Genomic DNA, 24,249 nt, shown 5'->3' with positions numbered 1-24,249 from the left:
CCTGACACCACAAAAATATGGCATCAAACAATCCACCAACACACTATCGAGTTCTCAAAGAACACACACCCACCAACACCACCCCACACAAGGGGCGAACTCCAGTGAGCTGTACTCGTCTTTTTGGGATTCGCTACCCGATCCCGGGCAACTTCTCCAGCCTATCAGATGATCTTCGTGGTGCAAAATCCGAGGATGTGAACCGGATCGATCTGGGGCGGTCGGCGCGAGCCCGGTTTCCGGCATCCCGGTGGAGTCCCTCTCGGGCCCTCCGGGGCGGCGCCGTGGCGCGCTGACTTCGAATAAGTTACGCACGAGTGACGCGAGAATCAAATCGCCAGGTCACGGAGCCCATTCGGAAGCATCTCCCCAGGTGGCAGAGACACGCTCAACCCCGCACCACCGCAAGGTCGGCGGGCAACCACAACGTGATCTGGGACATATCGGCCCTACCCGGACACCGGTCGATCCCAACCTTTCGGCCAGTCATCGCACCCCGTCGGTCAGTTTCGCAGCGAACGCGCAGGTCATAGCCTCACGGTATGACCGCCACACTCACCACCAGCGCCGGTGTCCCCACCGACCGACGGATCGCGGTTCGCCGCTCGTCGATCGCGCCGCCGGGATTTCACCGCGCCGGCCGCGTGGCGTGGCAGACCGATGGCCTGGGCCGGGTGCAGGTGGTCCACTCCCTGACTCTCGACGACCTCTCCGACGACTCACTGGTCAGCGGGCTCGTGGCACTGATCGACGCCGGGGCCATCCACGGACAATGGGAGTTCGAGGAGACCGCGGTCGGCATGATCCGGTCCTGCTCCCCCGACCCCGAGGTCGCCTGGGCTGCCTTCTACGACAATTCCGTGATCGCCCTACAGACGGGCACCGCCGCGTTCTCCCCCGTGCATCGTCGTGCGCGATCATTCATCGCCGGCCACAGCGTGCTCGAGGTCGGCAGCTGCTTCGGGTTCTTCGCGCTGCAGTGCGCCCAAGACGGTCACCAGGTGGCGGCCTGTGACATCTCCCCCGGTGCGATAGGGCTGCTCGACGCGGCCGCGCAACGTCGTGGCACCCCGGTGCACGCCGTCGTCGGCGACGCCACCGATCTGCCCTTCGCCGACGACGCGGTCGACACCGTGACCCTCATCCACCTGCTCGAGCACCTCACCGAACCCCAGGTCCGCGACGCGATCACCCACGCCCTGCGGGTCGCGCGGCGGCGTGTGGTGATCGCCATCCCCTATGAGGACCACCCGAGCGAGCACTTCGGCCACCTCGCCACGCTGTCCGAGAACGACCTGCACCGATGGGCCGGCGCGGTGCCGGATGCCGGTGCCGAGTTCTCCACCGACCACGGCGGCTGGCTGGTCCTCACACCCCGGTGCTGAACTCGACCCCGGCCGAGCCCATCTGTCCGACTTCCGCTGTGAGCGAATGCTTCTGGGCCGAACCGGTCGGACCCGAACCCTTCTCGGCCAACCCTCCTCGCTTCTCCCCTCCAAGAGTTGGGGCCGAACCCACCCGCGGGTGAGTTCGGCCCGGCGGCGCCACCCCGATCGGCCCGCCTCAGATCAGCCCGCGCTTGCTCGCGATGTAGACGGCATCGGTGCGCTTGGTGACCCCGAGTTTGCGGATGATGTTGCGGATGTGGAACTTCACCGTCGACTCCGAGATGAACAGCGTCTGACCGATCCGCTTGTTGCTCATTCCGTCGGCCAGCAGCCGCAGAACCTCACGCTCACGTTCGGTCAGGATCTCCGGTCCGGCCCCTTCCCCCGACACCGTGCGCAGCACGATCGCCGCGCTGCGCGGATCGAAGGCACTGCCACCACCGGAGACGGCCTGGATCGCGCGAACCAGTTCGGTGGTGTCGACATCCTTCACCACATAGCCCCGCGCACCGGCCTTGACCGCCCGAACCACCAGGTCGTCGTCGAGGAAGGTGGTCAGCACCAATGACGCGACGTCCGGGTGGCGGGCCGCGATCTCGGTGATCAGCCGTAGACCCTCGTATTCGGTTCCGGCCGTGAGCTTGAGATCGACCACCACCACATCGGGTTCACACCGTGCGATCTGGGCCAGCGCCTCGTCGAAGGTGTCGGCCTCCCCGACCACGGCAATCGAATCCTCCCGTTCGAGCAGCGACCGGATGCCTGCCCGTAGCAGCGCGTGGTCGTCGACCAGCACGGTGCGCACCGGTCGCGTGGCAACCCCCTGATCGTTCGTCGCCGCGTCGTTCATCGGGTGACCTCCTGCTGTTCGGTCCGCTGGGGCCGGGCCGACCCGGCCCCCTTCTGAAGAGTTCTCGACGCGGCCGGGTCGGGGATGTCCACAGCGATCCGCACACCCCCGAGCCGGGACCTACGAATCCGCAGGTCACCGCCGAGGTCGATGGCCCGGCCGGCCATGTTGGCCAGGCCTCGGTGCCGACCGGCGAGATCGCCGAGCATCGCTGCGCGCATCACCCGCCGCATGTGCCCGGGATCGCCGGAACCGTCGTCGTCGACGGTGAGCGCCACGTCCTCGTCGCCGTAGCCCAGCACCACCCGCGCGCGGGTGGCCTCGGCGTGGACCGCGGTGTTGAACAGGGCCTCGCCGGCGATCCGCAGGATGGCATGCTGCAGGTCGTCGGGCAGATCCCGGGGCCGTCCGACGATCCGCACGTCGGTCCGCAGATCCGCCGGCATGTGCATCGAGCAGAGTTCGTCGAGGATCTCGCCGAGACTCAGTCCCTCCACCGACGGCGACTGGTTGAGGGCATAGATCACCGACCGCAGCTGCTCGACGGCGTCGCGGGTCAGCTGCCCGGCCACCTCCAGCCGGGCGGCGGTCTCCGGATCGGACTCGATCCGGCACACCTCGATCTGCACACCCGCCGACAACACCGACTGCGTCACCGAGTCGTGCAGTTCCCGGGCGATCCGCTCACGCTCCTCGGTGACCAGCCGCTGCCGCATGACCGCCGACAATTCTCGTTGCGTGCGTTGGAGTTCCGCGTTCTGCACGGCGAGGTCGGTCGCCTGTTCGCGGGCCTTGGCGTAAGCGTCCTCGGCGCGGGTCAGCTGATGCCGGCTCTCGTCGAGCAGAGCCGCGTTCAGCAGCGCCACCATCGCCTGCCGGGCCAGGATCCGCATCACCACCAGATCGGCGGAGTCCACCACATGGTGGTGCGGCGTCCACGCCGACAACCCGCCCACCACCCGTCCGTCGAGATGCAACGGGACATGCAGGTGATGGTCCTCGACGATCGGCCGGACGAGCTCCCCGAGCTGATTGCGCAGCACGTCGTTGAGTCGGTTGAGCACCTCGTCGGGCATATGCGACGGCGTCCGCGCACGGGAGACCCCCTCGAAGGCGTAGATGGTGCCGTCCCCGGCGAGCATCAGATGCCGCGGTCCGGTGCGGTCGAGCGCACCGTCGCACAGCGCGAACACCACCCAGTCGGCATCGAGGTGATCGGCGACGGCCCGCACCACCGACAACACCAGGGTCTCGGGCCCCTCGGCGGTCTGCACCAGTGCCCGCGAGATCCGGTCCAGCGCACCGACCACACGGCTGAGTCGTTCCTCCACCCCACGGAACTGTGCATAGTGCGAACCCTTGACCGAGTGCAGCCCGATCAGGGAGTCGAGTTCGGTCTCCGGCGACATCCCGCCCGACGCGGTGCGGTCGGCGTCGGCGGCCGCGCTCACAGCGCCTCGCGATACATCCGCGCGACGTCGACGGTGGTGGGCTGTCGCGGGTTGGTCCGCATACACGCGTCGGCGAGGGCATTGACGGTGAGCACCGGGATGTCGGCATCGCGGACACCGAAATCCCTGAGCCAAGAAGGCATCCCGACGCGCGTGGACATGCCCGCGACCTGATCGGCGAACCGTTCGGCGGTGACATGGGCCGACGACGACACCCCGATCCCGATCGCCTCGGCGAGGTCGACGTACGGGGTGGGATCGACCTCGGCGTTGAACCGGATCACATGCGGCAGGAGGACGGAGTTGATCGCACCGTGCGGGGCGTCGCACAGCCCGCCCACCGGATGACTCATCGCGTGAGTGGCGCCGAGGATCGCGTTGGTGAACGCCATCCCGGCCTCCAGTGCGGCGTACGCCATCTCCATCCCGGCGTCGGCGTCGGCCGGGTCGTCCACGAACCGTTCGATCGAGTGCCAGGCGGTGGCGATCGCGCTGCGCGCGGCCCGGTCGGTCAGACGGGTGTGCGCCACCGACGCGTAGGCCTCGATGCAGTGGGTGATGGCATCCATCCCGGACTGCGCGGCCACCTCGTGCGGCAGGGTGGCCAGCGCCAGCGGGTCGATCACCGACACGTCGGGCACCAGACCGCGGCCGATGATGGTCACCTTGGTCATCCGGTCGACGTCGTTGACGATGCAGAACTGTGAGACGTCCGAGCCGCTGCCCGCGGTGGTCGGGGCGGCGACCATCGGCGGGAGCGGGCGCCGGGCGCGGTCGATGCCCTCGTAGGACAGGATGTGCCCGCCGTTGGCGGCGAGGATCGCGATGCCCTTGGCCGCGTCGATCACCGACCCACCACCGAGTGCCACGATCCCCTCCGCCCGCGTCTGCTCGTAGTGTTCGAAGCCGTCCGCGATCTCCGGGGCCCGCGGGTTGGGCGACACCCCGGTGTAGGACGACACCCGCAGGTCCGCAGCCCGCAGGCGCTGCGCCAGTTGTGGGTACCAGGGAGTGGCGACGAGCTCGCGATCGGCGACGATCATCAGCCTCCGCATCCCCAGACCGGCTGCGGCACGCGGGATCTCGTCCAGTGCTCCGGGACCGATGATGATCTCCGGGGTGTGGAACTTGGCCACCCGCACGGTGGGCCGGGCGGCGACCTCCCCGGAGCTGGTCACCCTGCCGGTCTCGGCCCGCATCACTGCTCACCCGCCTCGTGGTCGCCGAAGTGTGTGCGGCTGATCCTACGCGTGGTGACGCTGCTCACGCGCCGTACGCGCTGACCGAGACCTGCTCGAGTGCCGCGAGGTCGTGGACGACGTGCACCCGGTCGCAGAACGTCGCATATGCGGGCAGATCACACGAACCCAGACCCCATGAATACGTCGGTTCGGGAGTGATCCAGATGGTCTCGCGGGCGCGGCGGGTGATCTCCTCGAACGCATCCAGATTGGCCTCACGACCGTTGTTGCGGCCGTCACCGAGCACGATCACCGTGGTGCGCCGGGTGATGGCGCCGCCGTACTCCTCCAGGAAGGTGCCCAACGCCTTGCCGTAGTCGGAATCGGCATCGGTGTCGAGCACGCCACCGGCCGGCAGCCCCGACACCACCAGCGACAGCGCATCCTCGGGTGGATGCTCGGCGAACAGATCGGTGATCTCGACCAGATCGGACACAAACGCGAACGACCGGACATGGGCCACCATGCTCTGCAGTCCGTGGACCAGCTGCAGGGTGAATCGCGCGGCACTGCGCACCGACAGCGACACGTCGGCCAGGATCAGCAATGACGGGCGGTCCTCCACCTTGGCCACGGTGACCGGGCGGAACGGCACGCCGTCGAATCGCAGGTTCGCCCGCATGGTGCGCGCGGCGTCGACGGTACCCCGGGCGGCGACCTTGCGGCGGGCGCGCGGGGCCCCGTGCAGGCTGCGGATCAGCCGGCGGATCGACTCCTCGAGACTGGCGCGCTCGTGCTCGTGGATCGCATCCCGCACCGACGCCTTGATCTCGCGCTCTTCGATCTCGTGGTCGGTGGCCATGAGCTGCTCCAGGTGATCGCGCAGCTTCTCCGGCAGTCCGTCGAGCAATCCGGCCAGCGCATTGCGCAGCCTGGCGATCTCCTCCCGATCGGGCTGTGTGCCGAACATGTCGTCGGCGTCGTCGAGCCAGTTCAGCAGCGCCATCTCCTGCGCCACCGACAACTCGGCGTCGAGCTGGGTGGGATTGCCGGTGACCAGCTCCCCCGGCCGGCCCGGATTGTGCAGCCGCGACACGGTCAGCTGCACGCGCGCGGCCTGCTCGGAGTTGGGCACCGTGTCCGCCGACAACACGATCTCGTCGGTCAGCGACGCCATGTCGAGCTTGTTGGCCTCCTGATGCAGGTTGTACTGCTCGGCGAGGTCCTCCGGGTCGAAGAAGTCGCGGATGTCCGACGGCGGGCCGTGGCTGTGACCCTGCTGCGGGGTGTTGCTGACCTCGTCGGAGAGCGTGTACTCCTGCAGGTCACCGGTGTCGGCGAGGTCGTCGTGGGTGTGCGAGTGACCGTGCTCGGCGTCGGCGGCGATCACCGGGCGCAGGGAGAAGAACTTGTCGAAGACGTCGTGAAAGGTCGCCTCGTCGCGACGATCCTTGATCAGGCATGCCTCCAGCGCCGACCGCAACAGCTCACGGTCGCCGAGGATCTCGGCGGTTGCGACCGCCGACATCGCGTCCATCGCCTCGGAGACCCCGATGCGGACGCCGTGCAGACGCAGCAACCGGACGAACCGGTGCACCGCTCCTTCCATGGTCTCGCCCCTCTCAGAACGGGCGCTTGCGGCTGCGGCCGGACGGCTTCTCAGGTGCGGCCTTGAACGACCGGCTGCCCTGACCTGCGCTCACGTCGCGCAGGCCGGCGTCGCTCTTGGCGCCGGGCGACCCGTAGTAGTCGTCGGCGTGCCGGCCGGGCTTGTCCTTCTCGGCCCGCTTCGTCTGACCGGTGTGATCGTGATCGTGGTCGTGATCGGACCCGTGGGAATGGCCGTGCGAGTGACCGTGTCCGTGATCGTGGGAGTGCAGGTGCTCGGGCACCTCGGCGTTCGGGTCGACCAGCTTGGGGATCGCCTCGAGTGCGCGGGTGAGGTCGCGGTCGTACTTGACGACGACGTTCGCCGTCTGCGACAGGATCTCCGCGGAGAGTTCGTCGGCGCCGAGCACCGCGAGGGTGCGCGCCCAGTCGATGGCCTCGGAGATGCTGGGCGCCTTGCGCAGGTCGAGGTCACGCAGACCGCGGACGATCTCGACCAGCTTGGCGGCCAGGGTCTCCGACAGCCCGGTGTTCTTGGAGCGGATGATGTCGAGTTCGCGGGCGGCCTCGGGGTAGTCGAGCGACAGGTGCAGACAGCGTCGTTTCAGCGCCGCCGACAGGTCGCGGGTGTTGTTGGAGGTCAACACGATCATCGGCTGGTGGTTGGCGACGAAGGTACCGATCTCGGGGACTGACACCTGGTACTCCGCGAGCAGCTCGAGCAACACCGCCTCGAGGGCCTCGTCGGCGCGGTCGACCTCGTCGATCAGCAGCACCACCGGCCGCTCCGAACGGACCGCCTCCAACAGCGGTCGCGGGGAGAGGAATCGCTCGGAGAAGAACACGCTCTCCTCGGCGCCGATCCGGTCGACCGCCTCGGCGAGGGTGTCGGCGTCGGCGACGACCTGGCCGATCTTCTCGCGCAGCACCTGTGTGTAGAGCAGCTGCTTGCCGTAGTCCCACTCGTACAGAGCGGTGGTCTCGTCCTGACCCTCGTAGCACTGCAGGCGGAGCAACTCGCGGCCGGTCACCTCGGCGAGGGTCTTGGCGAGCTGCGTCTTGCCGACACCCGCCGGCCCCTCGAGCAGGATCGGCTTACCCAGCCGGGACTGGAGGAACACCGTCGTCGCCAGGCGCGAGTCCGCGAGATATCCGGCATCGGCGAACCGTTCGGTGACGTCGTCGACGTCGGCGAACTCGACGGCATCGGGCCCGTCGGCGGCATCGGGCCCGTCGGCGGCGGCGAGATGATGAGTGGACGCGGACATCGTGGTTCTCTCCTGGGATCGATGGCGGTGCAGTGGTGATGAGGAGGGGTGGAACACGAGGTGGCCGCCGTGTGGGGGCGTCGGCGGCCACCTCGTGGTGAAGAGGATGTGGGGATCGGGCAGATCGTGGGGGCGGGTTCGCACGATCCCCACATCCGGTCTCGTACCGTCTGCGACAGCGACGGAGTGGGTACTACGGGAGGAGCTCGTCCAGCGAACCGTTGACGCAGTGCTCGACGACCGGACGCACGGTCTCGAAGGTGCACTCCTTGGGGTTGCCCGGGGTGCACGCGTCGCCGAGGACGTGGTTGGTCAGCGCGTCGATGGTGGCCGCGTCGGTGGTGATCTCCTTGCGGTTCTCGTAGAACTTGGTCGGGCCCTCGCCGAGGCGGTTCTTGGGGTAGGTGTCCTGCTTGACGTCGGCGAAGCGCTCGACGATGCCCACGTCACGCAGCAGCCGGATGGCGGCCTCGAGGGCGGCATCGGCGGCCTGCACCTTGGTCATGCCGTGGGTGTCGACGCCCATGGCATCGGCCATGTCGGCGAACCGCTGGTAGTGGACCGGCATGTTGAACGCCCACACACGCGGCAGCGCGATGGCGTTGTTCAGACCGTGGTGGGTGTCGAAGAACGCCGACACCGCGTGGCTGATCGAGTGGATGATGCCCAGGCCACCGGAGTTGAACGCCTGAGCGGCGATGTACTGCGCGTACATCATGCCCTCGCGGCCGGCCAGCTCGGTGGGGTTCCAGGTGGCCTCGCGCAGGTACTGCGCGGTCATCCGCACCGCGTGCAGCGCGTTGCCCATCGACGGCGGGAAGTTCAGCCGCGAGACGTAGGGCTCGGAGGCGTGCGCCAGCACGTCGAAGCCACACTGCGCGGTGAAGGCGACCGGGCAGTCGTAGTAGAGCACCGGGTCGTCGATCGCGAGGGTGGTGACCGCCGCGTCGTCGAAGGCCACGTACTTGTGCGGCTTGTCGGGGTCGGTGGTGGTGTCGGTGATGACGTAGGCCCATGAGGTCTCCGAGCCGGTACCGGCTGTGGTCGAGACCGCGATGTGCGGCGGGTTCTTCGGGTTCTCGCTCTTGTTGAAGCCCTCGAACTCGTTGACGTTACGGCCGTCGTGGGCCACCGAGATGCGCGCACCCTTGCAGGCGTCGTGCGCCGAGCCGCCGCCGATCGAGATGAACGAGTCACACTTCTCCGAGTTGTACAGCGCCACGGCATCCATGACGTTGTAGTCCTTGGGATTGGACTCGACCTTGTCGTAGACCACCACGTCGAGTCCGTGGTATTTGCAGGACTCGGCGATCTTGTGCACGGTGTCGCTACCGCGCAGACCGGTGGTCATGATGAGGGTCTTCTTGAAGCCGAGCTTGAGGGCCTCCGGGCCGATCATCTCGTGCGCACCCGGGCCCATCATGGCCCGCGGGAAAGGATGGAATTCCTTGATGGGGAATGGTTTCAGTAGTTCATCTACCTGCATCTGACCTGACCTCCTTGTACGCCGTCGCACACCGCGTGCCGTCGGCTCGAGCACTTGTGACGTTACGTGCGTCACAACGACAGCCGAAAGTGGTTGACACCCAAACCGTCCCAAACTCCCCGGGTTCACCGGTGAAGGTCAGGTCGGCACCTGGCCGAGTGGACAGGTACCGACCAGGCCTCTCATCGGGCCGCAGTGGTCGGGTGCTGAGCGGCACGGGCGCGGCGCACGGTGTCGGCGTCGAAGCCCCAGGGCAGCTCGAGACGATGTGCGGCAAGGACTTCCGCGTCGGCGAGGATGTCGTCGATCGCACCGTCGGCGACGATTCGGCCGGCGTCGACGATCACCGCGCGCTCACACAGCTGGGCCGCGTAGAGCAGGTCGTGGGTCACCACGAGCATGGTGGTGTCGAGACCGAGCAAGGTGTCGGCGAGCTCGCGGCGCGCCACCGGGTCGAGGTTGGCCGACGGCTCGTCGAGCACGAGAATGTCCGGACGACAAGCCAATACGCTCGCCAGCGCTCCCCGTCTGCGTTGCCCGCCGGACAGGTGGTGAGGGCTTCGTCGAGCGTGTTCGGTCATCGACACGGTGGCCAGCGCCGCCTCGACCCGGTCGACGAGCTCGTCGCCCGTGACGCCGAAGTTGGCCGGCCCGAAGGCGACGTCCTCGATCAGGGTCGGCATGAACAGCTGGTCGTCGGGGTCCTGGAAGACCAGCCCCACCTGGCGGCGCACCTGCCGCAGACTGTCCTTGGCGACCGGACGGCCGTGGATCGAGACCCTGCCCGAGGTGGGCAGCAACACCCCGTTGAGCTGGAGCATCAGCGTCGTCTTGCCTGCCCCGTTGGGTCCGAGCAGGGCGATGCGCTCACCCGGCGCCACCCTCAGGTCGATGCCGTCGAGGGCCACGTGTCCGTCCGGGTAGGTGTAGTGCAGGCCGGTGATCTCGACAGCGGCCGGTGCCGCGTTCTCGGTCGGGGTCATCTCGGTACTGCCCAACTCGGTATTGCTCATCTCATCCCCCAGGCGGTTGCGGCGACGGCGACGGCGAGCAGCGCGGGGCTGACCACCACCAGCCACTGCCTCGGTGTGGCACGCGGCGAACTCGCGATACCCGGCATGTCCGGGATGGTCCCGGTGAAGCCACGCGACGCCATGGCGAGGTGTACCCGTTCGCCCCGTTCGTAGGAGCGCAGGAACAATGCGCCCACCCCTTTGGCGATGGCACCGGCCTGGTGCAGCAGTCGTGGCGAGTCCCCGCGTGCCGCCCGGGCGATCTGCATCCGGCGGATCTCGGCCGACAGCAGATCGAGATACCGCAGCATCATCACGAAGACCGGGGTGATGGTCGCGGGAACACCGAGCCGCGTGAGCGCGAGGGGCAGTTCCCGCGCCGGGGTGGTGGCGGCAAAGGTGAGCGACGCGGCGACGCCGAGCGTGCCCTTGATGACGATGCCCCAGGCGGCGTAGAGCCCGGGCACCGAGAGCGACAGGCCTGCCACGGTGGTGCGCTCACCACCCTCGGCGAACGGCAGCAGCACCGCGAGCACCACGAACGGCACCTCAATCAGCATGCGGGTTGCGATCCAGGTCGGCGGGATGCGCGCGATTCCCCACAGCGCCACCAGGATCAGGGCGAAGCCGAGGTACGGCCAGAACGTCTCGCGTGGGGTGGCGACCACCGCGAACACGAAGACCACCAGGGCGACGATCTTCACCTCGGTGGGAGCGCGGTGGACGCGGGTCTCCCCGCTGCGATAGAGCGGATGCGCGTGACCGGCCCCCACGCCTCAGTGCTCCGGTCCGGTCGTGACCGCCGCGTCGGCCCGGGTCGTGTCGCCGGCGCGGTGGCGGCGGCCGAGCAGCCGGAACGCGAGGCCGGCGATCGCCAGCACCACGAGGACACCGATGATCCCGGCGAGCCCGGTGGACAGGCCGATGCCGTGGACGGAGTAGTCGGCCAGCGGCGACGACGCCATCGCGTGGTCGGTGGCGTGCTGGGCGATGCAGTTGCCCTCGAGATGTTCGCCGCCGTTCGTCTGCACCGTCTGGCAGCCCTGCAGGGTGGCCGAGTCGAGGCCGTCGGGCGACGAGCTGGCCAGGTACGAGATGATCCCGGCCACGAGCAGGGCGACCACACCGAATCCGATCAGGAAGGTACGCATCCGGACCGGGGGCCGGTGGTCGGGCGTGCCGGGGGTGGTCGCGTCGGTGACGGCGGTCATGCGGGCACCCCCGCCCTGGGCGCGGCCGCCGATCGGGGGGCGTTGCGCAGCAAGTGGATGAGGTCGGGGCGGGCGCGGGCGACCGCCATCACGGTCACGGCGGTGATCAGACCCTCGCCGGTGCCGATGAGCACGTGAGTGCCCCACATGTAGGCCGCGACCGCGCCGAGGGAGCTGCTCGCGGCACCGCCGATTGCATACTCGACGACGAATCCGGTTGCGGCGGCGACGGTTCCACACAGGGCCGAGACAAAGGCAACACCACCGAGGGCTCCCGCCGACGATGTCCGCGAACACACCAGGCGTCGACCCAGGACGGCGATGCCGTAGCCGACGAAGGTCGAGATGAGTGCCATGTTGGTGATGTTCGCGCCGAGAGCGGTCACCCCGCCGTCGGCGAAGAGCAGACACTGGACCACCAGTACGATCGCGATGCACAGGGCGCCGGTGTAGGGGCCCACCAGGATCGCGGCGAGCGCACCGCCGAGGAGGTGGCCGCTGACGCCCGGGAGCACCGGGAAGTTGATCATCTGGACGGCAAAGATGAACGCGGCCACCAGGCCGGCCATCGGTACCGTCTTCTCGTCGAGGTCGGTGCGCGCGCGCCAGGCGCAGACGGCGAGGCCGGCGATGGCGACGACACCGAACAGTGCCGATGTCGGCGCATTGATGATGCCGTCGCTCATGTGCATGGCGAGAGGCGTGGTGGTGGACATGACGGCTGTCCTTCCGGATTCGCGTCGGGACGTGCGCGGTGATCCGCGTCACGCGATACCGGGAACGTTAGGACCAGCCGCGAAGTCTGTCCACATATTCAGATGTTGAAGTGATCAGACTATCCGTCAGGGCAGGTGTACCCCTGACCTCACATCACGTAGGGCTGTCCGAGGGGATGTGGCCGGCACCGATCCAGTGCAGTAGGCGGTGCACGGTCTCGTCCTCGAGCCGATAACCCACCGACCGGCCGACACGCGTCGACGACACCCACCCCTGCTGCCGGAGGACGCGCAACGCCTGCGACACCGCGGTCTCGGTGCGACCGACGGCCGCGGCGAGGTCGCCGACGAAGATCCCCGGCTGCCGGTGCAGAACCAGCAGGATCTCCAGCCGGTGCGGGTCCGAGAGCAGCGTGAACCGTGTCGCCCAGACCGCGACGTCCACAGTGCCGTCGTGGGCATGATCGGTGTGCGCGGGAGCCTCGGCGTCGTCTGTGTGCGCGTGATCCGGATGCGAGTGGTCCGGATGCGAGTGATCGGCATACATGTGGCCGCCCTCCACGTTCAGCCCCGAACCCGTTCGATCTGGCCGCCGAGCCGGGTCAGGTTCTCCTCGAAGTTGGGGTAGCCGCGGTCGATGTGCTCGATGTCGTGCACCTCGGTCACCCCGTCGGCGACGAGCCCGGCCAACACCAGACCGGCACCGGCCCGGATGTCCGAACACCACACCGGTGCACTGGACAGCCGATCGATCCCCCGGATCACCGCATGATGGCCGTCGGTCCGGGCGTCGGCCCCGAGCCGCACCATCTCCTCGACGAAACGGAAGCGGGCCTCGAAGACGTTCTCGGTGATCACCGACATGCCCTCGGAGACGGCCGCCAGACCGATCGCCATCGGCTGCAGGTCGGTCGGGAACCCTGGGAACGGCAGGGTCGAGACATTGACCGCCGACGGCCTGCGGTCGTGGCGGACCCGGAAGCCGTCGGCAAAGGAGTCCACGCGGGCCCCGGTGTCGGCGAGCTTGGTCAGGACCAGCTGCAGGTGGGCGGGCTTCACACCGTGCACCGTCACATCGCCCTGGGTCATCGCCGCCGCGATCCCCCAGGTCGCGCCCACGATGCGGTCCCCCACCACGCGGTGGGTGGTGGGGTGCAGCCGGTCGACGCCCACCACCGTCAGCGTCGACGTCCCCGCGCCCTCGATGCGGGCACCCATCTGCTGCAGCATCTCGCAGAGGTCGACGATCTCCGGCTCACGCGCGGCGTTGTCGATGGTGGTCTGCCCCTCGGCCAGCACCGCGGCCATCAGGATGTTCTCGGTGGCGCCGACGGACGGGAACTCCAGGGCCACGGGGGCACCGATCAGGGAATCGGCCTCGGCGACCACGCAGCCGTGTTCGATCGAGCTGTGCGCACCGAGGGCACGCAGGCCCGCCTGATGCATGTCGAGGGGCCGGGAGCCGATGGCGTCACCACCGGGCAGCGCGACGACGGCCCGACGGCACCGTGCCATCAGCGGCCCCAGTACGCACACCGAGGCGCGGAACTGCTTCACCGCGTCGAAGTCGGCGTGGTACTTCGGTTCGGCCGGCGAATCGATCACCACGGTGTCGCCGTCGATGCTCACGGTGGCCCCGAGCCCACGCAGCACCTCGGCCATCAACGGGACGTCCGCGATCTCGGGCGAATTGGTCAACGTCGTCGTGCCCTCGGCCAGCAACGACGCCGCCATCAGCTTCAACACGCTGTTCTTGGCCCCCCCGACCGACACCTCGCCGCTCAGCCGCGCCCCGCCGGTCACCAGATAGCGATCACTCACGTCCGACAGCTTATCGGGCACCGGGAATCCGGCTGGCTCACACCGGTGCGGAGACGACGAACTAGATTCTGGACATGGCCGTTCACCTCACACGCATCTACACCCGTACCGGCGACGACGGGACCACCGGACTCAGCGACTTCTCCCGCGTTCCCAAGACCCATCCGCGCGTCGTCGCCTACGCCGACTGCGACGAGGCCAACGCGGTGATCGGCGTCGCACTGGCGTCTGCGGACGCCCCGTCGGCCATCGCCGAGGTCCTGCGCACCGTCCAGAACGACCTGTTCGACGCCGGCGCGGATCTGTCCACCCCGGTCGTCGAGGACCCGAAGTACCCACCCCTGCGGATCGAGCAGGGCTACATCGATGCCCTGGAGCGCTGGTGCGACGAGTTCGGTGCGGATCTGCCGAACCTCGATTCGTTCATCCTGCCCGGCGGCACCGTGCTCTCGGCACTGCTGCATCAGGCGCGGACGGTGACCCGGCGTGCCGAGCGGTCGGCGTGGGCCGCCGTCGACGCCGATCCGGAGTCGACGTCGGTCTTGCCGGCGAAGTACCTCAACCGGCTGTCGGATCTGCTGTTCATCCTGTCCCGGGTGGCCAACCGCGTCCCCGGCAGCGAGGGTGACGTCAGGTGGGTTCCCGGCGGGGATCGGTCGCGCCCCACCGCGGGCTGAGCAGAGCGTCAAACCGTCGTTGAGCAGGACGAACCCCACACGATGGTCGAGCAGGACTACCTCGCAAAGGCGACCCCACGCGCCATCGCACCCCACACGATGGTTGACCAGGACGACCTCGCGCCAGCGAGGCCGACCGACCGTCGAAACCTCTGCCACCTCACACCGAAAAGCCACCCACCTCCGAGCTGGCCACCACCCGGCATCGGCCGCCGAAGGTTTCGACACGCCTCGTCGCACCCCACACGATGGTTGAGCAGGACGACCTCGCGCCAGCGAGGCCGACCGACCGTCGAAACCTCTGCCACCTCACACCGAAAAGCCACCCACCTCCGAGCTGGCCACCACCCGACATCGGCCGCCGAAGGTTTCGACACGCCTCGTCGCTCCGCTCCTCACCGGCTCAACCAGCAACAACCGATGGTCGAGCAGGACGTCCTCGCAAAGGCGACCCCACGCGCCATCGCACCCCACACGATGGTTGACCAGGACGACCTCGCGCCAGCGAGACCGACCGACCGTCGAAACCTCTGCCACCTCACACCGAAAAGCCACCCACCTCCGAGCTGGCCACCACCCGACATCGGCCGCCGGAGGTTTCGACACGCCTCGTCGCTCCGCTCCTCACCGGCTCAACCAGCAACAACAACACCCACGGCCGAGCGACCGTCGCGTGTCTGGACTGACGAAGAGCGAGGGAGCCTGCGACCGATGCAATGAGGAGGGAAGACGCGCGGTAAGGCGAGCGGCCCGCGACGACGAAGTCGGCGCCGACAACTCAAGCAGAGCGGCGGTTCTGCGACCGCAGCGAGCGGCGGGACTCGACCCAGGACTGGAATGCGGTGACTCCGCCGGGGTCGAAGGCGATCTCGTAGGTCCGGCCGTCTCCGGACGGGGCGGACTGGTGCACCTCGAGGATGACCATCCCCTCGAGGATGTCGCGCTCGGTGCCGACCGGACGGCGCCGACCACTGATGTCGAGGCGGCGGCGCACCAGCGTGCGGGACGGGCCCGGCCGGAGGGACGTGAGCCGGTAGTAGCGCAGGGCCTCGTCGCTGTAGTGCACGGTCCCGTGCCGCCAACCCTCGTCCACCTCGGCGGGAAGGATCCGCAACAAGACGGGCGTCCCACCGCGACGCAGCTGGGCCACCCGAACCGCCAACAGACCGCAGAGGGCCAAGACAACTACCAGCAACACGCTGAGCACCGCGACGAGTATCGACATCCGAGTGCACCTCCTGGGTCTCCGCCTCGGCGATCGCGTCGGGCTGTGACGCGGGGCTGGGTCGAGGGAGACGTGTTCCAAGCATGCCACCCCGCAAAGCAGCGAGGCCAGCCACCCCGTTCGGGGGTGACTGGCCTCGCCGTCTCCGAAATGTCGGAGTGTGCTACTTCACCAGATGTTCGGCGGCGGTCAACCGTGCATGAGCATGGTTGTAGGCCTCGCTACCCGGTTCGGCGGCCTCGAGGGCGGCCTTCTCCGCAGCAACGTCGACGTCGTCGGCCCATTCGGCCGAGTCGGCCAGAATGGTGACCGACTCGCCGGTGACCGAGAGGAAACCGCCTTCGATCGCGGCAGCCTTGCGCTCGCCACTGGTCTCGACGATCACCACGAAGCCACCGGGCACCAGCTGACCGAGCAATGGCTCGTGCCCGGCCAAGATGCCGAGTTCACCGACGGTGGTCTGGGCGATCAAGAAGGTCGCCTCGCCGGAGTACAGCTCCGTGTCGGCCGCGACGACCTCGACGTGGTAGGACTTGTCAGCCATTGTCGCCTACTACTTTCCGGCGATCTTGGCAGCGGCAGCCTCCACATCGTCGAGCCCACCGCAGCTGTTGAACGCCTGCTCCGGCAGGTGGTCGAACTCGCCCTTGCAGACGCGGTCGAACGCCTCGATGGTGTCGGCCAGCGGCACGACGGAGCCCTTCTCACCCGTGAACTTCTCGGCGACCAGGAAGTTCTGGCCGAGGAACTTCTGGATGCGGCGGGCACGCTGGACAGTGACCTTGTCCTCTTCGGACAGCTCGTCCATACCGAGGATCGCGATGATGTCCTGCAATTCCTTGTACTTCTGCAGGATGCGCTTCACCTCGTTGGCGACGCGGAAGTGCTCGTCACCGACGATCGAGGCCTCCAGGATGCGCGAGGTCGAGGTCAGCGGGTCCACGGCCGGGTAGATACCCAGCTGCGAGATCGGACGCGAGAGCTCGGTGGTCGCATCGAGGTGCGCGAAGGTGGTGGCCGGCGCCGGGTCGGTGTAGTCGTCGGCGGGGACGTAGATCGCCTGCAGCGAGGTGATCGAACGACCCTTGGTCGACGTGATGCGCTCCTGGAGCTCACCCATCTCGTCGGCCAGCGTCGGCTGGTAACCCACGGCCGAAGGCATACGACCGAGCAGGGTCGAGACCTCCGAACCGGCCTGGGTGAACCGGAAGATGTTGTCGATGAACAGCAGCACGTCCTGGTGCTTGACGTCGCGGAAGTACTCCGCCATCGTCAGCGCCGACAGGGCGACACGCATACGCGTGCCCGGCGGCTCATCCATCTGACCGAACACCAAGGCGGTGTCCTGGAGAACACCCATCTCCTCCATCTCGAGGTGGAGGTCGGTGCCCTCACGGGTGCGCTCACCGACGCCGGCGAACACCGAGGTACCGGAGAACTCGCGGGCGATACGGGTGATCATCTCCTGGATCAGAACGGTCTTGCCGACACCGGCACCACCGAACAGACCGATCTTGCCGCCCTTGACGTACGGGGTCAGCAGGTCGATGACCTTGATACCGGTCTCGAGGATCTCGGTCTTGCCCTCGAGCTCGTCGAAGGCCGGGGGCTTGCGGTGGATGCCCCACTGCTCGCCGTCACGGCCGAGGCCGGGGCTGTCGAGGCAGTCGCCGAGGGCATTGAACACGTGGCCCTTGACGACGTCGCCGACCGGCACGCGGATCGGGTAGCCGGTGTCCGACACGGCAGCGCCGCGGACCAGGCCGTCGGTGGGCTGCATCGAGATGGTGCGGACCAGGTTGTCGCCGAGGTGCTGTGCGACCTCGAGCGTCAGGGTCTTGGCCACCGACGGGAGGGAGACCTCCGCATGCAGGGCGTTGAACAGGTCGGGGATCGAGCCACGGGGGAACTCGACGTCGACCACGGGGCCGATGATCCGGACGATCCGGCCCTCGGTCGACCCCGCCGACTTCGCGGATGGGGTTTCTACTGCTGCGGTCATGGTGGTTGGGTCACTTCCTCTTCGATCGAAGTTTCTGTGCGGGCGCCGGGAGCGGAGCGAGCGGGCCCTGTTGGTGGCGAGAACGGGGCGCGGGGCCCGCTTTCTCCGGCTAGTTGGCCAGTGCGCTGGACCCGCCGACGATCTCGCTGATCTCCTGCGTGATCTGGGCCTGGCGCAGCTGGTTTGCCTCGCGCGACAGCGACTTGGACAGTTCCTCGGCGTTGTCGGTGGCGGCCTTCATCGCGGTACGGCGCGCGGCCGACTCCGATGCGGACGAATCCAGCAGGGCCGCGTAGACACGGGTGGCGATGTACTTCGGCAACAGCGCCTCGAGCAGCGCCTCGGCGCCGGGCTCGAAGGAGTAGTTGCGAACCTCGCTCGGCACGGTCTCCGCGTCGGAGACGTCCACCTCGTCCTCGGTGACCACCAGCGGGGCCATCCGACGGACCTCGGGCTCCTGGGTCAGCATCGAGACGAACCGGGTGTACACCAGGTGCAGCTCGTCCAGACCCGTCAGCACTCCCTCACCGTCCGGCCGATCGACCGACTCGTCCGAGCCGGCGACGAACAGGTCGACCAGGAACTCGGTCGCACCTGCCGCGTCGACGAACTCCGGGGCCTGGGAGAACCCGGTCCAGGAGTCGGCGACGTCGATCCCGCGGAAGCTGAAGTAGCCGACGCCCTTCTGCCCCATGACGAACAGGACGGGCTCTTTGCCCTCTTCCCGCAGTAGCGCGATGAGTTCTCGCGTGGCCCGCAGGACGTTCGTGTTGTAGCCGCCACACATGCCGCGGTCGCTGGTGATGACCAGGATCCCGGCGCGCTTCGGCTGCTCACGCTCCACCAGCAGCGGATGGTCGAGCGATCCCGCAGCGCCGGCCAGTTCGGACAGGACCTTGGTCATCTCCTCCGAGTACGGCTTGGCAGCCGCCACCCTGGCCTGGGCCTTGGTGATCCGGGAGGTCGCGATCAGTTCCTGCGCCTTGGTGATCTTCTTGGTCGACTGGACCGACCGGATGCGTGAGCGCAGCTCACGAATGCTGGCCATGAGCCCTCACCCCTTCCTTGCCTGAGACGTCGATGGTCGATTCGATCACTTGCGGATCTTGATCGACTCGTGCTCGACGTCCTCGGAGTCCATCGCCTTGGCCTCGGCCTCGTTGACGACACGCTTGCCGTCGTGGGTGAGGTAGGAGAACTTGAACTTGTTGGTCTCGGCGACGAGGGACTCGGCCTGGTCGGCGGAGAGCACCTGGCCGCCGGCGATGGAGTCGTAGACACCGGTCGCGTTGTGGTGCAGGTGGCTCAGCAGCTGGGTCTCGAAGTTCCGGACGTCGTCGACGGGCACGGAGTCGTAGTGACCCTCACCGCACAGGTAGATCGAGACGATCTCGTCCTCGACCGAGTACGGGCTGTACTGATCCTGCTTGAGCATCTCGACCCAGCGGGCACCGCGCTCGAGCTGTGCCTTCGAGGCGTCGTCGAGGTCGGAGGCGAAGGCGGAGAACGCCTCGAGCTCACGGAACTGGGCGAGCTCCAGACGCAGCGAGCCGGACACCTTCTTCAGGCCCTTGGTCTGTGCAGCACCACCGACGCGGGACACCGAGGTACCGACGTTGATCGCCGGGCGGACGCCCTTGTTGAACAGATCGGACTCGAGGAACACCTGACCGTCGGTGATCGAGATGACGTTGGTCGGGATGAACGCCGACACGTCGTTGGCCTTGGTCTCGATGATCGGCAGACCGGTCATCGAGCCGCCACCCATCGCGTCGGAGAGCTTCGCGCAACGCTCCAGCAGACGGGAGTGCAGGTAGAAGACGTCGCCGGGGTATGCTTCGCGGCCCGGCGGACGACGCAGCAGCAGGGAGATCGCGCGGTAGGCCTCGGCCTGCTTGGTCAGGTCGTCGAACACGATGAGGACGTGCTTGCCCTCGTACATCCAGTGCTGACCGATGGCCGAACCGGTGTAGGGGGCCAGCCACTTGAATCCGGCGGAGTCGGAGGCGGGAGCCGCGACGATGGTGGTGTACTCCATCGCGCCGGACTCTTCGAGGGCGGTCTTGACGCCCGCGATGGTCGAACCCTTCTGACCGACGGCGACGTAGATGCATCGCACCTGCTTCGTCGGGTCGCCGGACTCCCAGTTGGCCTTCTGGTTCAGGATCGCGTCGATGCAGACCGCGGTCTTGCCGGTCTTGCGGTCGCCGATGACCAGCTGGCGCTGTCCGCGGCCGATGGCGGTCATGGCGTCGATGGCCTTGATGCCGGTGGCGAGGGACTCCTCGACGGGCTGACGCTCGAGGACCGTGGCGGCCTGCAGCTCGAGGACGCGCTGATCTGCGGCCTCGATGTCGCCGAGACCATCGATCGGCTTGCCCAGCGGATCGACGACGCGACCGAGGAACTTGTCACCGACCGGAACCGAGAGCACGTCGCCGGTACGGCTGACCTGCTGGCCCTCTTCCAGGGTCTCGTAGTCACCGAGGATGACGGCACCGATCTCGTCCTCGTCGAGGTTCAGCGCCACGCCGAGCACGCCGCCCGGGAACTGCAGCAACTCGTTGGCCATCGCGCTCGGCAGGCCGCTGACGTGCGCGATGCCGTCCGCGGTATCGGTGATGATGCCGACCTCGTCACGCGTGGCTTCGGCTTCGAACGACGAGACGTACTGCTCGATCGCTCCCTTAATCTCGTCTGCTGAGATCGTCAACTCCGCCATGGGTTCTCGTCTTTCTTGCTCAGTCCGTGAGTGGTACGTGGGGTGTTCGGGTCGTCGATCGCCGGGCGCGGCGTCAACGGGGCAGTGTCTCGGCCGCCTTCGCCAGACGTGTGGCGATGTCGGCCTCGATCACCTCGTCGCCGACGCCGATGCGCAGGCCGCCGATGATCGACTCGTCGACCTCGGTCTGGACCGAGATCTTGCGGTGGTAGATGTTCGCGAGCACCGTAGTCAGGCGGGTGACCTGGGCATCGGTGAGCGGAACCGCGGAGATCACGTGGGCCACGGTCTCCCCACGCCGGGCTGCGGCCAGTTCGGCCAGGTGCGCCACGGCGACCTCGGCCGGCTGCCCGTGGAGCGCATGGATGGTGTGCGAGAGCAGGTACCAGGTGTGCTCACCGACCTGGTTGCCGACGAGCGAGCGCAGCAGGTCGTTGCGCTTGTCCGCCGGGCGTGCGAAGTCCGACAGCAGCGAGGCCAGTTCGGGATTGCCGTCGAGCAGGCGACCGACGCGGAACAGCTCGTCCTCGGTCTGCTCGATGGTTCCGTCACGCTCGGCGGCGGCGAGCACCACGAGGGCGTTCTGCCGGCGCAGCGCGACGAGCAGGTCGTTGCTCTGGGACCAGCGCTGCACGGCACCGGTGGCGACCAGGTCGACGACGATCGGGGCGACCTTGCCGTCGAACAGCGCATGCACCAGCTGACGCTTACCCGCAGCGTTGTCCTCGTCCTCGGTGATCTTCTTGCGCAGGACCGGGTTCTTGACCAGGAACCGGATCACCTCGGAGAGCTCGACCGACGCCGCGGTCAGCGCCGCGGAGTCGAGATCGGCTGCGGCCGAATCGAACTCGGTCGCAATCACTCGCGCGGCCTCACGGCTGGTCGCGTGCAACGAGTGCAGACCGATCAGCTCGGCGTTCGACGGGATGCCGTTCTCCGGCTGCGATCCCGAGGACATGCCCTCGAGCTCGTCGATCACGCGATCGATCGTCGCGGCCTGGTTGCTCGGGTCGGCAAGGTGCTTGCGCACCAGCGCGCCCGCGCCGTCGACCGCGGTCAGGCCCAGGTCCGTGCGCAGCTGACGGACGAGGCTGGTACGGCTGAGCTCGGCCTGTGTCTTGCCGTGCTCGCTGATCCGCTTGACCTCGTTGTCGGCCGCCTTCTTCAGGTCGTCCTCGATCGACTTGGCGTCGGCGAGGGCTCCCTCGTGCAGTTCCTTGGCCTCGGCCTCGGCACGCTCGATCGCCTTCTCATGGGCCACCTGTGCCTGTGCGGCACGGTTCTTGGCGTCCTCGCTCTCGGTGATCTGTTGTCCGATCGCGTCCTGCTGCTTGGTCACTGCCTTGCGCAGCGGCGGCAGCACGTACTTGATGAACAGGAAGACCAGGACCAGGAATCCGACGAGCTGTCCGATGAAAATGTCCACGCTTACTTCACCGTCTCTGTCTGCTCGGCCCCAGCGGTGGCTGCGGCGACATCGGTACCCAGGACGCGGCCGGCCAGCGTCGCCGACAGCCGGCTCACGTCCTGCTTCGCGGTCGTGACCGCATTGTCCGCCTCCACCTTGAGATCAGCCGTGATCCTGGCGAGTGCGGCGTCGGCCTCCTCGGTGGCCTCGTGCTTGGCGGAGGACAACTGCTCGTTGCCCTTCGCCCGCGCCTCATCACGGATTCCGGTGGCGTCTCCACGAGCGTCGCGAAGACGTGCCGTGTACTCACGGTCGGCATCCTCGAAGCTCGCCGCAGCGGCCTTGTTGTCCTTGACCGTCTGTGCGACGCGTTCCTCACGCTCGTCGAGCACCTTGACAATCGGTGGGACGACGAGAGTGCGGATGACGACCAGCACGACGATGAAGATCAGCAGGCACGCGAAAAACGTGCCATTGGGGATGAGGAAGTTTGACGTCCCCCCGGCTTCTTCTGAGGCGAGACTCATCATGATGGGTGGTCCCCTATCGGGATAACGAACGTGAGAGGTGGACTGGCGTGACGCCGGCTATCAGCCGCCGTAGGTCTGGGCCGGGTTGGCGAAGACGAACAGCGCCATGAAGGCGAGGTTGATGAAGTACGCGGCCTCGACCAGACCGACGGTGATGAAGAACGGGGTGAACAGTCGGCCCTGGGCCTCCGGCTGCCGGGCGATGCCGGCGATGAGCTGGGAACCGGCGATACCGTCACCGATACCGGCACCGATCGCGCCGCCGCCCATGATGAGGCCGCCGCCGATCAACGCGCCCATGCTAACCAGATTCGGATCCATTGAGATCTTTCCTTTCGGGTGGTACTGGCAACCGTGAGACTGCCAGGTCTGTGGGTCCGGTCGGCGCCGCCGACCAGGGTCGTACTACGGGTGGTCTGACTCAGGTCGTGGACCTCTAGTGGTGATCCTCTTCGAGTTCCATGCTCTGGCTGAAGTACAGGATCGTCAGCAGGGCGAAGATGAAGGCCTGGATGAGGCCGACGAAGAGGTCGAAGGACTTCCACAGGGCATTGGGCGCCCACAGGATGTAGGCCGGGAACAGCGCGATGACCGCGAGCATGGTTCCACCGGCGAACATGTTGCCGAAGAGACGGAGGGAGAGCGAGACGGGCTTGGCGATCTCTTCGATGATGTTGATCGGCGCGAGGCCGGCGGCATGACCCTTGACCAGCATCACGAGGTGCTTGATCGGACCGCGACGGCGGGCACCGGCGAAGTGGTACCAGCAGAAGACGAACAGCGCCAGCGCGTAGGCGAAGTTGACATCGCTCGACGGCGTCATCAGGACCTCGGTGGTGCCGCCCTCGTCCTTGCCGTACTGCCACGGGATGACACCCAGCCAGTTGGCGGCGAGGATGAAGGTGAACAATGCGACCGCGAGCGGCAGGACGAACCCGGCGACCTTCATGCCGATCGAGCTCTGGATCTGCTGCCGCATCTGGACGGTCAGCACCTCGAAGTACATCTGGACCGCGTTGGGCTTACCCGAGGTGACCTTGTAACGGACGACCAGCGCGAGGGCGATCACCACGACGGCGGCGATCAGGGTGGCGATGATCGTGTCGACGTTCCAGGTGAGTCCCAGCCACTCGGCCTGGCGGTGGTGTCCCACCTCGATCTTGGACTCGGCAAGGTAGAGGGTGCCCGAGCCGTAAGACGGTGCGCTCATATCTGCTTACGAAGTCCTTTCATCACCGGAATCACCGTGTTGAGTACCAGGACGACCTGGCCGACGGCGAGTCCGAACATCACGCCCAACCCATCGGGCCGGACCAGGAAGGCCGCCGCCAGCGCCAGCACGGTGATCACACCGAGCCGGAGCGCCGAATTGACGGCGAGCAGTTTCTTACGGGGATCTTCCTCGGCAGCCACCCGGGTCACCGCGAGGGTGACCATCTTGGCGTTGACGAGGACGGCGACGACGCCCACCGCGAAGAACACTGCGAAAACAGGGTGTCCGAGGTAGATCGCGACACCGGCCGCGATCAGCGTGAATGCCGCCGAAATGATGCCCGGCCGCACCAAACTGGTGGGAGCCGCCGGGTAATAAACGGGAGCGGAGTCAGGGGCGGATGTCGCCATTGCCTCTCCTCATCTCTCCTACTTGTGCTGCGCGGATGGAGCATCCGACGGGCACGGGGCAACCGGCGT

General features: G+C 67.5%; 24 protein-coding genes. 2 read left to right on the top strand and 22 right to left on the bottom strand.

Annotation, left to right across the window (positions count from 1 at the left end; translation table 11 throughout):
• Positions 1-542 precede the first annotated feature (542 nt).
• Complete coding sequence (gene mftM / locus ACWDUA_RS17365; RefSeq protein WP_449752241.1) at positions 543-1,385, top strand: mycofactocin oligosaccharide methyltransferase MftM; 843 nt, start codon at positions 543-545, stop codon at positions 1,383-1,385.
• A gap of 178 nt (positions 1,386-1,563) precedes the next feature.
• On the opposite strand, the gene ACWDUA_RS17360 is transcribed toward mftM, so the two are convergent.
• The 12 genes from ACWDUA_RS17360 to murA form a co-directional block, all read right to left on the bottom strand.
• On the bottom strand, positions 1,564-2,238 hold the full coding sequence (locus ACWDUA_RS17360) for a MadR family response regulator transcription factor (RefSeq protein ID WP_449752240.1): 675 nt from the start codon (positions 2,236-2,238) through the stop codon (positions 1,564-1,566).
• The gene (locus ACWDUA_RS17355) at positions 2,235-3,647 is read right to left on the bottom strand and encodes a MadS family sensor histidine kinase (protein WP_449752251.1); all 1,413 of its coding nucleotides are present in this window, start codon (positions 3,645-3,647) and stop codon (positions 2,235-2,237) included. Before ACWDUA_RS17355 ends, ACWDUA_RS17360 begins: the two co-directional genes overlap by 4 nt.
• Positions 3,648-3,685: 38 nt before the next feature.
• Positions 3,686-4,888: an iron-containing alcohol dehydrogenase gene (locus ACWDUA_RS17350; RefSeq protein WP_449752239.1), complete on the bottom strand. Its 1,203-nt coding sequence runs from the start codon at positions 4,886-4,888 to the stop codon at positions 3,686-3,688.
• Positions 4,889-4,952: 64 nt separating this feature from the next.
• Entirely contained in the window at positions 4,953-6,479 is a 1,527-nt protein-coding gene (locus ACWDUA_RS17345) for a VWA domain-containing protein (RefSeq protein WP_449752238.1), read from the bottom strand.
• Between the two features lie 13 nt (positions 6,480-6,492).
• Positions 6,493-7,746, bottom strand: coding sequence for an AAA family ATPase (locus ACWDUA_RS17340; RefSeq protein WP_449752237.1), 1,254 nt, complete (start codon positions 7,744-7,746; stop codon positions 6,493-6,495).
• A gap of 193 nt (positions 7,747-7,939) precedes the next feature.
• A complete protein-coding gene (gene mdo / locus ACWDUA_RS17335) occupies positions 7,940-9,232 on the bottom strand; it encodes an NDMA-dependent methanol dehydrogenase (protein WP_449752236.1) in 1,293 nt (430 codons plus the stop codon).
• 182 nt (positions 9,233-9,414) lie between these two features.
• On the bottom strand, positions 9,415-10,215 hold the full coding sequence (locus tag ACWDUA_RS17330; protein ID WP_449752250.1) for an energy-coupling factor ABC transporter ATP-binding protein: 801 nt from the start codon (positions 10,213-10,215) through the stop codon (positions 9,415-9,417).
• A gap of 26 nt (positions 10,216-10,241) precedes the next feature.
• Complete coding sequence (gene cbiQ, locus ACWDUA_RS17325) at positions 10,242-11,018, bottom strand: cobalt ECF transporter T component CbiQ (RefSeq protein ID WP_449752235.1); 777 nt, start codon at positions 11,016-11,018, stop codon at positions 10,242-10,244.
• A gap of 3 nt (positions 11,019-11,021) precedes the next feature.
• Positions 11,022-11,456, bottom strand: coding sequence for a PDGLE domain-containing protein (locus tag ACWDUA_RS17320; RefSeq protein ID WP_449752234.1), 435 nt, complete (start codon positions 11,454-11,456; stop codon positions 11,022-11,024).
• Positions 11,453-12,172, bottom strand: a complete 720-nt coding sequence (locus ACWDUA_RS17315; RefSeq protein ID WP_449752233.1) for an energy-coupling factor ABC transporter permease — start codon at positions 12,170-12,172, stop codon at positions 11,453-11,455. Before ACWDUA_RS17315 ends, ACWDUA_RS17320 begins: the two co-directional genes overlap by 4 nt.
• Positions 12,173-12,326: 154 nt before the next feature.
• A complete protein-coding gene (locus ACWDUA_RS17310) occupies positions 12,327-12,719 on the bottom strand; it encodes an ArsR/SmtB family transcription factor (RefSeq protein ID WP_449752232.1) in 393 nt (130 codons plus the stop codon).
• A 17-nt stretch (positions 12,720-12,736) separates the two neighbouring features.
• Positions 12,737-13,993: a UDP-N-acetylglucosamine 1-carboxyvinyltransferase gene (gene murA / locus ACWDUA_RS17305; protein WP_449752231.1), complete on the bottom strand. Its 1,257-nt coding sequence runs from the start codon at positions 13,991-13,993 to the stop codon at positions 12,737-12,739.
• 74 nt (positions 13,994-14,067) lie between these two features.
• On the opposite strand from murA, the gene ACWDUA_RS17300 reads away from it, so the two are divergent.
• Positions 14,068-14,670 carry a cob(I)yrinic acid a,c-diamide adenosyltransferase gene (locus tag ACWDUA_RS17300; RefSeq protein WP_449752230.1) on the top strand — a complete coding sequence of 201 codons (603 nt, stop codon included), beginning with the start codon at positions 14,068-14,070 and terminating at the stop codon, positions 14,668-14,670.
• Positions 14,671-15,448: 778 nt separating this feature from the next.
• Here the strand turns inward: ACWDUA_RS17300 and ACWDUA_RS17295 are convergent.
• The 10 genes from ACWDUA_RS17295 to ACWDUA_RS17250 form a co-directional block, all read right to left on the bottom strand.
• Positions 15,449-15,895 carry a DUF2550 domain-containing protein gene (locus ACWDUA_RS17295; RefSeq protein ID WP_449752229.1) on the bottom strand — a complete coding sequence of 149 codons (447 nt, stop codon included), beginning with the start codon at positions 15,893-15,895 and terminating at the stop codon, positions 15,449-15,451.
• A 163-nt stretch (positions 15,896-16,058) separates the two neighbouring features.
• Positions 16,059-16,439 carry a F0F1 ATP synthase subunit epsilon gene (locus tag ACWDUA_RS17290; protein ID WP_020793328.1) on the bottom strand — a complete coding sequence of 127 codons (381 nt, stop codon included), beginning with the start codon at positions 16,437-16,439 and terminating at the stop codon, positions 16,059-16,061.
• Between the two features lie 9 nt (positions 16,440-16,448).
• Positions 16,449-17,897 carry a F0F1 ATP synthase subunit beta gene (gene atpD, locus ACWDUA_RS17285; protein ID WP_020793331.1) on the bottom strand — a complete coding sequence of 483 codons (1,449 nt, stop codon included), beginning with the start codon at positions 17,895-17,897 and terminating at the stop codon, positions 16,449-16,451.
• Positions 17,898-18,006: 109 nt separating this feature from the next.
• On the bottom strand, positions 18,007-18,945 hold the full coding sequence (locus tag ACWDUA_RS17280; protein WP_449752228.1) for a F0F1 ATP synthase subunit gamma: 939 nt from the start codon (positions 18,943-18,945) through the stop codon (positions 18,007-18,009).
• 45 nt (positions 18,946-18,990) lie between these two features.
• On the bottom strand, positions 18,991-20,619 hold the full coding sequence (gene atpA / locus ACWDUA_RS17275; RefSeq protein ID WP_449752227.1) for a F0F1 ATP synthase subunit alpha: 1,629 nt from the start codon (positions 20,617-20,619) through the stop codon (positions 18,991-18,993).
• A gap of 73 nt (positions 20,620-20,692) precedes the next feature.
• Entirely contained in the window at positions 20,693-22,045 is a 1,353-nt protein-coding gene (locus ACWDUA_RS17270) for a F0F1 ATP synthase subunit B/delta (RefSeq protein ID WP_449752226.1), read from the bottom strand.
• Between the two features lie 2 nt (positions 22,046-22,047).
• Positions 22,048-22,554 carry a F0F1 ATP synthase subunit B gene (locus tag ACWDUA_RS17265; protein ID WP_449752225.1) on the bottom strand — a complete coding sequence of 169 codons (507 nt, stop codon included), beginning with the start codon at positions 22,552-22,554 and terminating at the stop codon, positions 22,048-22,050.
• 63 nt (positions 22,555-22,617) lie between these two features.
• The gene (locus ACWDUA_RS17260) at positions 22,618-22,878 is read right to left on the bottom strand and encodes a F0F1 ATP synthase subunit C (protein WP_053778090.1); all 261 of its coding nucleotides are present in this window, start codon (positions 22,876-22,878) and stop codon (positions 22,618-22,620) included.
• Positions 22,879-22,993: 115 nt separating this feature from the next.
• The gene (atpB, locus tag ACWDUA_RS17255; RefSeq protein WP_449752224.1) at positions 22,994-23,767 is read right to left on the bottom strand and encodes a F0F1 ATP synthase subunit A; all 774 of its coding nucleotides are present in this window, start codon (positions 23,765-23,767) and stop codon (positions 22,994-22,996) included.
• Positions 23,764-24,180 carry a hypothetical protein gene (locus ACWDUA_RS17250; RefSeq protein WP_449752223.1) on the bottom strand — a complete coding sequence of 139 codons (417 nt, stop codon included), beginning with the start codon at positions 24,178-24,180 and terminating at the stop codon, positions 23,764-23,766. The genes atpB and ACWDUA_RS17250 overlap by 4 nt, the downstream gene beginning before the upstream one ends.
• Positions 24,181-24,249 lie beyond the last annotated feature (69 nt).

Source organism: Gordonia sp. NPDC003376 (genome assembly GCF_053589235.1).
This window is presented reverse-complemented; position numbering and strand designations above follow the sequence as displayed.